Genomic DNA, 11,919 nt, shown 5'->3' on the forward strand with positions numbered 1-11,919 from the left:
CACTGTCGTCGAGCGGGCGACCGCTCAGTCGAAGTGCGCCGCGGCGGCGCGCGCCACGTAGACCGCGTCGTCGAGATCGTCACCCGACACGTTCACGTGACCCACCTTGCGCCCAGGGCGGGGCGCCTTGCCGTAGGTGTGGATCTTCGCGGATGGGTGCTCTGTCATGGCGGCGGCGAACCGCTCGTCGAGCGTCCCCTCGGAAGGGCCCCCGAGGATGTTCACCATGACCGACCAGGCGGCCCGCGGCGAGGTGTCGCCGAGCGGAAGGTCGGCGACAGCACGCAGGTGCTGTTCGAACTGACCGGTGACGGCGCCGTCCTGGCTCCAGTGCCCGCTGTTGTGCGGACGCATCGCGAGCTCGTTCACGAGGATGCGCTCGTCGTCCGTCTCGAACAGCTCGACGGCGAGCATCCCTGTCACTCCGAGGCCTTCGGCGATCGAACGCCCGATCTCCTCCGCAACCTGGACGAGCCTGTCGGGTGCGGCAGGCGCCGGAGCGATGACCTCGGCGCAGACGCCGTCGCGCTGCACCGTCTCGACGACCGGGTACGCGACGATCTGCCCGCCGGGTCGCCGAGCCACCTGCTGCGCGAGTTCGCGGACGAAGCCGACGAGCTCCTCGACAAGCAGCGCCTCCCCCTCCGCCAGTGCATCGAACCAGTCCTGGGCCTCGTCGGCGGCGCGCACCACTCGTACGCCCTTGCCGTCGTAGCCGCCGCGCGGGGTCTTCACGACCCCCTTGCCGTCGTGGGAATCGAGGAAGGTCTTCAGCTCATCGGCATCCCGCACGGCCGCCCAGTCGGGCTGCGGCACGCCGAGCTCGGCCAGACGCGCCCGCATGACGAGCTTGTCCTGAGCGAACTGGAGGGCATCGGGACCCGGGTGCACGGAGACGCCCTCCGCCACGAGAGCGCGGAGCACATCCTGCGGGACATGTTCGTGGTCGAAGGTGATCACATCGACGTCCTTCGCGAAGGCCCGCACCGCGTCCAGATCGCGGTAGTCGCCCACCGCTGTCGCGGCCAGCTGGGCGGACATGCCGTCGCCCTCAGCGAGCACCCGCAGGTCGAGCCCGAGCTCGACCGCCGGAGCGATCATCATCCTGGCCAGCTGGCCTCCGCCGATCACGCCTACACGCAGCGCCATGTGCCGCCTCCATTCGTCATCACCATTCTCCCGCACCGATGCGGGAGCGGGTGACACGGTCTCAACCGACCGAGACCGCACGGCTTCGTCGGCGGCAGAGACGACTCAGATGCCGAAGGGCGTCTCGGCGCCGGACTGCGCGTCTCTGTGAGCGAGGATCTGACTGACCTCGATCTGGTCGGCCAGAGTCTCGTGGACCAGCGTGACGTTGGGCACGTTCGCCAGACGCAGCGGAGCGTCGACGCCGTTGGTGAGCGTGATCGTCCCTGCGCCCCACATGCGCTGCAGCACCCCGCGCCGAACGCCGATCGAGTATCCGCGTGCATGAGACATCTCGCGCCGGTTCCTGGACCCCACGCCGTTGTTGACGATCACCCTGCGCGTGGTCACCGTGACGGTCCGCGAGTGCCAGATCATGTAGGGGACGATGACCAGAAGAACGATGAGCAGCCCCGCCGCCGTCAGCAGCATCCAGTCCTCGAAGGGCGCAGGGAGGTTGCCGTAGAAGTACGCCGTGGCGCCGCACACCGTGATCAGCACCAGCGCCGACCAGAACAGCCGTCGCGCCTGACCGCGGAACTTCGCGATGAGCAGCTCTTCCGTGGGCACGCCGGGAGGCGGCATCGTCGGGCGGCCTCCGAGAGTCACGGGCTGGGTCACCCCTCCATTGTGCATGCACCGTCCGACAACGGCGCCCGCACTCCGGGCGTGTCAGTCTCGGGCGGGGCGGACGTGGACGACATCACCGGCCGAGACGGCGTGCTCGACGCCGTCCGCCAGGACCATGAGGCGCCCATCCTCGTCGAGCGAGAGCGCGGTGCCCTGGAGCGTCCGATCGCCGGGCAGCGACACCGTCACCTCGGCGCCGATGGTCGCACAGCGAGCGCTCGCGGCGGAGTGGAGTCCGCTGGAGACGGCGTCTCCCGCGTCGATCAGCGCCGTGAGGAGCCGGTCGAGGCCGCGCAGATAGTCGGCGATCAGCCGATCGGCATCGGCCTCCGCGCCGAGCACCGCGAACGATGTCGCGGTGGGGACGGGGAGATCGGATGCCGTCATCCCCGTGTTGACACCGGTTCCGACGATCACCGCCTCGGTAGTGGCTTCGGCGAGGATGCCGCAGATCTTGCCTCCGTCGACCAGGATGTCGTTCGGCCACTTCACGGCGACGTCGTGGCCGGGCAACTGCGCGGCGATCGCATCGGACATCGCCACCCCCGCCGCCAGAGGAATCCATCCCCTGGCCTCGGGCCGCTGCGGAAGCGCGCGAAGAACCACAGACACGGCGATCGCGGCGCCAGGAGGGGCGATCCAGCTGCGGTCGAGGCGACCCCTGCCCTCGGTCTGATTGTCGGTCGCGATCACGGAGAGATGAGGCCAACCGCCGGCATCCGCGGACTGAGCCCTCAGGTCGGCATTCGTCGACCCCGTCGCGGAGAGGACGAGCAGCCGCGAGGCGACGGCTCCGGTGAGCGGGAGCTGCATGCTCATTCGTCCACGTCGTCTTCGTCGCCCTCTTCGTCGTCATCGTCCTCATCGGGGCGGACCGCGCCCATCTCGTGGGCGTGCCAGCGCTCCCACTTCTGCATGAGCTGCTCGACGGCGGCGTGGAACTTCTCCGTGGCGACTCCCTGGGTGGTATCGCCGAAGTAGTGCTGCACCCACATGCGCAGACGCGCGATCGCCGCCTCGTCGGCATGGACGCGCTCGACCTCGGCGACGATGTCTCCCGCGGCATCCGCGGTCAGCCACTCGCAATCGGAGAGGTAGCCGTTCGTGTCGACGGACGCCTGCTCGTCGACCGGACGGGTGATCATGAGGGGCTTGCCCACAGCGAGGCGGTCGTAGACCATGGCGGAGATGTCGACGATCGCGACGTCGGCGGCTGCGAGCTGCCAACCGAGCTCCGGGCCGTCGTCGTAGACGTGCTGGGCGGTCGCATCCGCGGCATTGGCCGCCGCGATCGCGGCGACGATGCGTCGATGCGCGGCGCCGTACCCGTCGTCGATGACGCCGCTCCGCGGGTGGGGGCGGTAGAGCACGCGATGACGGCCGGTGGCGAGCAGCGCGCCGACCAGAGCCTCACCGTGCGACGCGATCGAGCCGTAGTGCGCACTCGGGCGGTCGCCCTCCCAGGTCGGCGCGTAGAGCACGACGGTGCGCTCATCGGGCGTGTACGGCAGTGCCCCGGAGTAGTGATCCGCCTGCGGGCGCCCGATCTCGATCGTGCGCCGGTTGATGTCGTAGTCCCACAGCGTTCGGCTGAGTCGATCTCTCGCCGCCTGCCCCGCGACGAACGCGTAGTCGTACGCCTTGTACTGGTTCGTCGTCATGTACATCTTGTCGGACTCGCCGTGGTTGATGAAGACGTGCCAGCGCCGGCCGTAGCGGAACATCTGGAAGTTGCGCGTGTTCTGATTCACGTACAGCACGATCCGGATGTCCTGATCGGCGATGTACCTCTCGAGGTCTCGCACCGTCGGCACGAAGGCGACGGGAGGAGCGTCCTCGTCGAGGAGCTTCTCAGCGCCCGTGGCGACCCGGGACAGCACGACGACGGGCCAGCGCTTCGCGAGCTCGGCCAGCGGACGGTACCACTGACGCATCTGGTACATGTTCACGGCGCCGTCTGCGAAGTACACGGCGACCTTGAAGTGCCCGGAAGGGTGCGGGCCGTCCTCTGCGAGGCGGCGACGCACGCGCTGCACGGCCGAGCGTGAGCGGAGTGCGCGTCTGAGCAGTCGGTAGGCCTTCTTCGCGTCGGACACTGCACCCATCCCTCCAGAGTACCGAGTGGGGGTCGCGCGCTCGGCTCCTCGGCGGCTCCCGAGAGGGATAGAGATGGTTCCGTTATCCGAGAATCCGGTTCCATGTCGATCCGCGGACGCGCCGACGTCACCGCCGCCCTCGGTCAGCGAACCCCCGATCGCGTCATGACATGATCATCATGTGCCTGACCACGTAACCACCGAGCATCCCGACGGGGTGTCCTTCGTCATGCCGGTGCTCAACGAGCGGGCCTACCTCGAGCACGCCGTGGCCTCCGTCCTGCAGCAGCAGCTCGACATCCCCGCCGAGCTCGTGCTCGCGCTCGGCCCCTCCACCGACGGGACGACGGAGCTCGCGCAGCGGCTCGCGAGTGAGGACTCCCGCATTCGTCTCGTGGAGAACCCGGCAGCGCACATCCCGGTGGGACTGAATGCGGCCATCCGTGCCAGCAGGTACGCGACGATCATCAGAGTCGACGCGCACTCCGAGCTCTCCCCCGGCTATGCCGCCCGCGCCATCGACACGCTGGATCGCACCGACTCCGCGAACGTCGGCGGGGTCATGCACGCCGAAGGGCGCACGCCGTTCCAGAAGTCCGTGGCCCGCCTCTACAACTCCCCCGTCGGCCTCGGCGGCGGGGCCTACCACGGTGGATCGCAGGAGGGCGAAGCCGAATCCGCGTATCTCGGCGTCATGCGGCGATCGGTGCTCGAGGAGGTCGGTCTCTTCGACGAGTCGATCAGGCGGGGCGAGGACTGGGAGCTCAACCTCCGCATCCGCCAGGCCGGACACCGCGTGTGGTTCGATCCCGAGCTGTCGGTGACCTACTGGCCGCGCGAGAACTGGCTGCGACTGGCCCGGCAGTTCCGCGCCACCGGTGCGTGGCGCGGCGAGCTCGTGCGCAGGTTCGGCCGGCGCAACGGCATCCGCTTCTTCGCTCCGCCTGCGCTGGTGCTGCTCGTCGCCCTCGCCCTCGTCGTCGGCGTGCTGCAGGCGACCGGCGTCCTCTCCGGCATGGTGTCGCTCGTCGCATCCCTCGTCTACCTGCCCCTCGCGGTCTACGTCCTGCTCGACGTCGCGGTCGCCTTCGCTCCCGGAGGCGGCGGCATCCGACAGCGGCTCTGGACGCTGCTCGTCATGCCGACCATGCACCTCTCGTGGGGACTCGGCTTCCTCGGCGGCGTGCTGCGCGGTGCGGGCGACACCGTGGACGCGTCACGGCTGGGCACGAGGAACACCCCTCTGCCCTGATCAGGATCAGCGGGTGACGTAACCCTGATCCAGGATGCGCGACACGACGCGCTCGGCGGCATGGCCGTCGTCCCTGGTGTTGAACTGGGCACGCCAGGCCGCGTAGCGCTCCGCATAGGCGGACTCGTGCCCCTGGTCGGCGAGGGCGGCGGCCAACTCCTCCTGGGTGTGGACCAGCGGTCCCGGCGCCCTCTCCTCGAGATCGAAGTAGAAGCCCCGGAGCTGACCCCGGTAGTGGTCGAGGTCGGGAACCAGGAAGTACATCGGCTTGCCCGTGACGCTGAAGTCGAACATCACAGAGGAGTAGTCGGTGATCAGCGCGTCGGCGGCCAGGAGGAGCTGCGACGTCTCGGGGAACCCGGTCACGTCGATCACCCGCGCTCCGGCGTGATCGCGCCCGGTGTCGATGGTGCGCGAGTGCCCTCGGACGAGCACGACGGCATCCGCCTGGGCGGCGAGGGCCTCGGGGTCGATGAAGTCGACCATCTCCCTGCGGTCGTCGCGCCAGGTGGGCGCGTAGAGGAGCACGCGCTCCCCCTCGGCGATGCCCAGGGCCGCGCGTACGACCGCAGGATCGCCGGAGACGAGTGCGTCGTTGCGGGGGTAGCCCTCCACCCAGATCGGTCGACCGAAGAACGCGTAGGCCTTGCGGAGGATCCGCTCGGAGTAGGTGTTCTGCGCGAGCAGCACGTCCCAGCGGCGCGATTCCTTCACCACGGCCGCCATGCGCCGAGGGTCGAACCCGGGGCGATGCAGCGCCAGCCTCTTCAGCGGGGTGCCGTGCCATGTCTGGAGGACTCGCTGGCCCGCCTTACGGGCGAAGCGCCGACGCAGCCAGTCGTTCACCACCAGCAGACGTGCGGCCGCCCTGGCTCTCCACCACTCCGGGCTGCCTTCGACGACGGCGATGGCGCCGTCGGGAACGGCGACGGAGAGATCGACGACGCTCCAGTACCGGGTGACCCCCGGCGCCAGCGCGGCGAGGGCCCTGTCGATCGCCTGCGGGTTGCAGCCGATCGTCTTGCCGTAGAAGCTCTCGAAGAACACCGCGTTCTCGGTGCCGCCTGTCTGCGCCACGTAGCGCTCCTCGAGGGTCGACTGCCCCTCCGCGGTCTCGTAGACGGGATCGATCGGCGCGCCGATCGTCACTGCGGCCGCCTGCACCGCGATGCGGAGCCCTGCGAGCAGGGTCGACGGTATCTCCACGGCACCGAGGTCAGCGCCGTCGATCCGCAGCTCGTACTCACCGGCTGGGAGCGGCAGAGCCGCGCCGCCCCATCTCGATGCGCGCAGCGGGAAGACCGCCTTCCAGGTCTTGCCGCCGCCGGTGAGGCGCACGTCGACGCGCGCACGGGCGCCGAGGAGCGTCGCGCTCGCCGGGCGAGCGCCTGCACCCGAGATGATCAGCTCTTCGGCCGACTCATCGATCCGGGCCGTGGTCATACTGCTCCCTTCGGCGCGGGGACTCCCCGCGCGCGGATCACGTCGTAGACCCGCTGTGTGTTGCGTCCGTCGCGGAACGCATGCATCTGAGCGCTGAGCGTAGCGGAACGCACGGACCTCGCGGCGAACGCGCCCTCGTCGGACAGCAGCGGCTCCAGCTGCGCGATCAGCTCATCCCAGCTGCGTGCGAAGTCCTCCCCCGCGACCTCGGCGAAGCCTCCGTAGAACCCTCGGGTCCGTGCGTACTCCTCGGCATCCGGCGCCAGGAAGAGCACCGGGGTCGCGAGCAGCCCCACGTCGTAGGCGAGGGACGAGTAGTCGGTCACGAGCACGTCGACCGCGGGGAGTGCGGGGGTGACGTCGGCGAGGACGCCGGCCCCCAGCATCCGCACTCTCCTGCTGGGCAGAGGCGGCGCGTACCCGCCCTCCCCGAGCGGATGCGAGCGCACCAGCAGCACGGAGTCGGTTCTCTCGAGAGTTCTGATGATGTCGATCCACTGCGCGGCGCTCGGCACCGCCGGATCTGCCGCGCCGTCGCGCCAGGTCGGGGCGTACAGGATGGTCCTGGCTCCGTCGGTCAGCTCGCCGACGGCGCTCACGAGCAGCGCGGATGCCGCGGCTCGACGCTCGTCGGCGGTCCCCGCGGAGAGCACGTCCACCCGGGGCTCGCCGGTGACGACGACCCGGGCGTCGCCGATCCCGAACGCGGACTCCAGCCGACCGCGCGAGCGGTGCGAGGCGGCGGGCAGCACGCGGATGCGCTGAGCGGCGCCGCGGTAGAGGAGACCGACCACCCGGCGCAGCAACGACGCTCCGGGGACGTTCGGCACCTGGGTCGTGGCCGGCGAGTCGAGCCCGATGCGCTTGAGCGGGATGCCGTGCCACAGCTGCACGACGAACGCACCGGCGTTCGCATAGCGGTTCACGTCGCCGAGGCCGTGGGTGACCACGAGCACCCCCGCCCGCGCCGTGGCCCACCATCCGCGGAGTCCGCCCTTGGGGACCGTGCGGATGCCGAGCGCTGCCGCCTCGCGCTCTTCGCGCTCGGACGAGGTCAGCCACAGCGTGTCGTGCCCGTTCGCCTGCGCCAGCCGCTGCAGAGCCAGCGCGCCATCGCCGATCCCGGCTCCGCAGCCGAAGACCCAGCGCCGACCGCGAGGCACGATCAGCGTGCCGATGCGGCCGGCGGCGTACAGCGGGATCCGGAGCAGCTTGGCCGCATTGCCGGAGCCGAAAGAGAAGGACGCCACCCCGCGAGCCTATCGCGCGGGTGACGTCCTTCTCTGTGAGGCGGGGTGCTACTTGGCGAGCGTGCCGAGCGTGACGTCGGCCTCGTACTCCTTGCCTCCGCGGACGTAGGTGACCTTCGCGTCACTGCCAGCCGCCGCGGCCCGCACCTGAGCGGTGAGGTCGCTCGCGTTCGTGATCGGCACGCCGTTGAACGCGGTGACGATGTCATCGGCCTTCAGCCCCGCGGCACCCGCGGCGCCGCCGTCGGTGACCTCGGCGATGTAGGCGCCCGCCTGAGTGGAGCCCTCGACCGATGCCGCGTCGCGGACCGACGCGCCGAGGAGTCCGTGGGTCGCACTGCCGTCCGCGATGATCTCCTTCGAGACGCGCTCGGCGATGTTCGACGGGATGGCGAAGCCGATACCGATGGAACCGGACTCCTCGGAGCTGCCGGAGCTCGCGATCGCCACGTTGATGCCGATCAGCTGACCCTTGCTGTTCACCAGCGCACCGCCCGAGTTGCCGTGGTTGATCGCGGCATCCGTCTGGATCACGGCGATCGAGATCGACTCGGACGTCTGCTGGTTGGTGTTGCCCGGCAGGTCGAACTGGAACGGGCTCGACTGGCCGTCCTGGGGCGTCTGCTGATCCTGCGGCGCATCCTGCGACGACGAGTCCGGCAGAGCCGAGGACGCGATCTGGATGCTGCGGTTCAGCGCGCTGACGATGCCGGTCGTGACCGAGTTCGACAGCCCGAGCGGGGCGCCGAGCGCGACCGCGGTGTCTCCGACGTTGAGCTTCGACGAGTCGGCGAACGTGATGGGCGTGAGACCCTTGGCGTCCTTCAGCTTCACGACCGCGAGGTCGTAGATGGGGTCGGTGCCGACGACGGTGGCGTCGTAGATGCGGCCGTCCGACGTCGTGACCCTGATCGTCGGGTCGGCGACGGCCCCGCCCAGGGTGACCACGTGCGTGTTCGTCAGGACGTAGCCGTCGTCGCTGATGATGACGCCGGAGCCGCTGCCGGCCTCCTTGGAGCCGGCGACCTCGATCGTGACCACGGAGGGCAGCGCCTCGGTGGCGACGGCCGTGGTCTCGTTGACGGATCCGGGGTTGTTCACCGTGACGGTCTGCGGTCCCTCGGCCGATCCGGTCGAGGGGGTGCTGCCGAGCCCGGTGAAGATCGCGCCGCCTCCGAAGCCGGCGACGCCTCCCACGAGGGCGGCGGCCACGACGATCGCCGCGAACTTCACGCCGCTGCGCGGCTTCTGGTCCTTGGTCTTGGCGGCACCGGTGGGGTCGCCCGTCGCGAACGCCTGAGGGGCGCCGAGCGGGACGGTCGGCTGGGTGCCGTCGTGGATGCCGAACGCGGCTCCGGGCGAGGTCGCCGCGATCTGCGGCTGCGCCTGCTGGCCTCCGTAGAACTGGGGTGCCGTGGACGCTGCGGGGGCGTAGGGTCCTGCCTGGGCCGGCTGGCCGAACGGGGTCGGGACCGACGCCGCGGGGGCGACCGGGGCCGACGGAGCGACGGGAGCCGTCTGCGCCGAGGCGAACGTCGACGGGACCTCGTGTCCCTGCGCGACGGGGGCCGCCGGGGCTTCCACGACGGGCGTGGAGGCGACAGCGGGCGTGTCAGCTGCGGCATCCGACGTCGAACGGTCGACGAACGGGGCGGCATCGGTGGTCGGCACGGCGTCGTTCGACGGGAGTGCCGGGTTGTCCTGGGTGTTGTCTTCGTTCATGGTGTCTGCTCCTTCAGCAACGCCCCTTCAGAGTGCCGCCCGTGTCTGTGCGTTTCTTATGTCGAAGGTGAGTTTCGCCTATGGCCTTAGCCTGTTCTTCATGAGTGTCATTCCCGGCGCATGGAGGCGCACGGCAGCGGGCGCAGGACTGCTCGCATCCGACGGAGGCGTCGCGCCCACCATCTTCGCAGAGATGTCTGGACTCGCGGCGAGAACAGGGGCCATCAACCTGGGCCAGGGCTTCCCCGATGAGGACGGCCCCGCCGAGGTACTGGAGGCGGCGAGAGCCGCGATCGCGAACGGCGCCAACCAGTATCCGCCCGGTCGCGGTGTGCCCGATCTGCTCGCGGCGATCAGCGAGCACCAGGAGCGCTTCTACGGGCTTCACGTGGACCCCGCGACCGAGGTGATCGTGACGGCGGGCGCGACGGAGGCACTCACCGCGACCCTCCTCGCCCTCATCGACGGTCCCGATGACGAGGTCGTCGTCTTCGAGCCGTACTACGACTCCTATGCGGCCGCCGCGGCCCTCGCCGGGGCGAAGCTCGTGACGGTGCCGCTGCGGGCGCCGGACTTCCAGCCCGATCGGGATCAGCTGGCCGCAGCCGTCTCGGATCGCACGAGGATCATCCTCGTGAACGACCCGCACAACCCCACCGGTGCGGTCTTCGGCCCCGACGTGCTCGCCGACATCGTGCGCCTGGCGCACCGGCACGACGCGGTCATCGTGACCGACGAGGTTTACGAGCATCTCTCGTTCCACTCCCCGCACACCCCGATCGCGACGCTGCCGGGAGCGGCAGAGCGCACCCTCACGATCTCCTCGGCAGGCAAGACCTTCTCGACGACGGGATGGAAGATCGGCTGGGTGCACGGCCCCGCCGCGCTCATCACGGCCGTCCTCACCGTCAAGCAGTACCTCACCTACGTGAACGGATCGCCGTTCCAGCCCGCTGTGGCCGTCGGGCTCCGTCTGCCCGACTCCTCCTTCGCCGAGGCCGCGGCTACCCTCGAGCGCAAGCACGCGATCCTCGGCGACGGTCTTCGTGCCGCCGGATTCACGGTGCACGCGCCGCAGGGAGGCTACTTCACGGTGGCCGACGCGACGGCGCTGGGAGGAACGGATGCCGCGGCGTTCTGCCGTGCACTGCCGGAGAGGGCGGGAGTCGCCGCCATCCCCCTCTCCGCGTTCGTCTCCGAGGGGCGCCGTGGGGACTACACGGGCCTGGTCCGTTTCGCCGCGTGCAAGCGGGTCGAGGTGCTGGAAGAGGCCGCGAGGCGGCTGTCTGCGCTCGACGCCTGAGTCAGCGCGGCACCACCCGGTAGCGCCGTACCCGCAGTGACGGGTTCGCCGCCCGCACGCGGTCGATGGCGGAGCGCTCCACCGGGGCGACCGCGATCCCCTCCACGACGCCGACGCCTGCGAGCACCACGCCCTGCGGATCGATGATCTGCGAGTGCCCGACGCCGATCGGCGCGGGGTGGTCGGCCGCGATCACGTAGGCGGTGTTCTCGATCGCCCTCGCCGCGAGCAGCGTCGTCCAGTGGTGCTCCTTGAGCGGGCCTCGCACCCACTCGGCCGGGACCACGATCGCGTCGACGCCTGCGTCCATGAGCGTCCGCGCCACCTCGGGGAAGCGCAGGTCGTAGCAGGTCATCAGCCCGAAGCGGATGCCGGCGACCTCGAACGTCGCCGCCTCCCCCACGTCGCCGGCCTCCACCCAGTCCGACTCGGTCTGGCCGAAGGCGTCGTAGAGATGCTGCTTGCGGTACGTCGCGAGGACGCCGTCTCCACGGACCGCGACGACCGTGTTGCGCACACGCTCGTCGTCCGATGCCCGCTCCGCGAAGCCCGCCACGATCACCACGCCGTGGTCTGCGGCGAGAGCGGTGAGCGTCGAGACGAACTCTCCGTCGAGCTGCTCCGCGTTCTCCGCCAGCGAGGCGTCCATCGGCTCGACGAAGTAGCCGGAGTACTCGGGGAACACGACCAGCGCCGCTCCGCGGCGCGCGGCGTCCGCCGTCATCCGCGCGATCCGCGCGAGATTCTCTTCACGGACGGCCGTGGGCGCGAACTGGCATACGGCGACGGGCACGGCTGCGGTCTCGGACATGCACCCATCCTCCCGCATCCCGGGCCGAACAGCCGGAAAAGGCGAAGGCCCCCTGATCAGATTTCCCTGATCAGGGGGCCTTCTCTTGTTGCGGGGACAGGATTTGAACCTGCGACCTCCGGGTTATGAGCCCGGCGAGCTACCGAACTGCTCCACCCCGCGGCACAAGGGATAGCCTAACACGGATTCTGAGGGTGCGCGAATCGAGGCCGCGAACACTCCCC

Annotated in this window: 10 protein-coding genes and 1 tRNA gene; 2 read left to right on the top strand and 9 right to left on the bottom strand. The window is 70.0% G+C overall.

Annotation, left to right across the window (positions count from 1 at the left end; translation table 11 throughout):
- Window positions 1-24: 24 nt before the first annotated feature.
- The 4 genes from LC438_RS12160 to LC438_RS12175 all read right to left on the bottom strand — a co-directional run bounded on the left by LC438_RS12160 (window position 25) and on the right by LC438_RS12175 (window position 3,923).
- Window positions 25-1,149, bottom strand: coding sequence for a 5-(carboxyamino)imidazole ribonucleotide synthase (locus tag LC438_RS12160; protein WP_105672501.1), 1,125 nt, complete (start codon window positions 1,147-1,149; stop codon window positions 25-27).
- A gap of 105 nt (window positions 1,150-1,254) precedes the next feature.
- On the bottom strand, window positions 1,255-1,773 hold the full coding sequence (locus LC438_RS12165; RefSeq protein WP_105672617.1) for a PH domain-containing protein: 519 nt from the start codon (window positions 1,771-1,773) through the stop codon (window positions 1,255-1,257).
- Between the two features lie 87 nt (window positions 1,774-1,860).
- Window positions 1,861-2,637: a biotin--[acetyl-CoA-carboxylase] ligase gene (locus tag LC438_RS12170; RefSeq protein ID WP_105672502.1), complete on the bottom strand. Its 777-nt coding sequence runs from the start codon at window positions 2,635-2,637 to the stop codon at window positions 1,861-1,863.
- Window positions 2,634-3,923, bottom strand: a complete 1,290-nt coding sequence (locus LC438_RS12175; protein ID WP_105672503.1) for a CDP-glycerol glycerophosphotransferase family protein — start codon at window positions 3,921-3,923, stop codon at window positions 2,634-2,636. Before LC438_RS12175 ends, LC438_RS12170 begins: the two co-directional genes overlap by 4 nt.
- 172 nt (window positions 3,924-4,095) lie before the next feature.
- On the opposite strand from LC438_RS12175, the gene LC438_RS12180 reads away from it, so the two are divergent.
- The gene (locus LC438_RS12180) at window positions 4,096-5,166 is read left to right on the top strand and encodes a glycosyltransferase family 2 protein (protein ID WP_258132425.1); all 1,071 of its coding nucleotides are present in this window, start codon (window positions 4,096-4,098) and stop codon (window positions 5,164-5,166) included.
- A gap of 6 nt (window positions 5,167-5,172) precedes the next feature.
- On the opposite strand, the gene LC438_RS12185 is transcribed toward LC438_RS12180, so the two are convergent.
- The 3 genes from LC438_RS12185 to LC438_RS12195 are packed head-to-tail and all read right to left on the bottom strand — an operon-like array spanning window position 5,173 to window position 9,581.
- A complete protein-coding gene (locus tag LC438_RS12185; protein ID WP_223586710.1) occupies window positions 5,173-6,609 on the bottom strand; it encodes a CDP-glycerol glycerophosphotransferase family protein in 1,437 nt (478 codons plus the stop codon).
- Window positions 6,606-7,859: a CDP-glycerol glycerophosphotransferase family protein gene (locus LC438_RS12190; protein ID WP_105672506.1), complete on the bottom strand. Its 1,254-nt coding sequence runs from the start codon at window positions 7,857-7,859 to the stop codon at window positions 6,606-6,608. The genes LC438_RS12185 and LC438_RS12190 overlap by 4 nt, the downstream gene beginning before the upstream one ends.
- A gap of 48 nt (window positions 7,860-7,907) precedes the next feature.
- A complete protein-coding gene (locus LC438_RS12195) occupies window positions 7,908-9,581 on the bottom strand; it encodes a S1C family serine protease (protein WP_223586711.1) in 1,674 nt (557 codons plus the stop codon).
- A gap of 100 nt (window positions 9,582-9,681) precedes the next feature.
- Between LC438_RS12195 and LC438_RS12200 the strand changes: the two genes are divergently transcribed.
- Window positions 9,682-10,884 (top strand): aminotransferase class I/II-fold pyridoxal phosphate-dependent enzyme, encoded by a 1,203-nt coding sequence (locus LC438_RS12200; RefSeq protein ID WP_105672507.1) that lies wholly within the window; start codon window positions 9,682-9,684, stop codon window positions 10,882-10,884.
- Window position 10,885: 1 nt separating this feature from the next.
- Here the strand turns inward: LC438_RS12200 and LC438_RS12205 are convergent, their stop codons facing one another.
- Window positions 10,886-11,695: a carbon-nitrogen hydrolase family protein gene (locus LC438_RS12205; protein ID WP_223586712.1), complete on the bottom strand. Its 810-nt coding sequence runs from the start codon at window positions 11,693-11,695 to the stop codon at window positions 10,886-10,888.
- An 88-nt stretch (window positions 11,696-11,783) separates the two neighbouring features.
- Window positions 11,784-11,857 (bottom strand) — tRNA-Met (locus LC438_RS12210).
- Window positions 11,858-11,919 lie beyond the last annotated feature (62 nt).

The organism is Microbacterium sp. OVT16B (assembly GCF_019969705.1).
Taxonomy (GTDB): domain Bacteria; phylum Actinomycetota; class Actinomycetes; order Actinomycetales; family Microbacteriaceae; genus Microbacterium; species Microbacterium natoriense.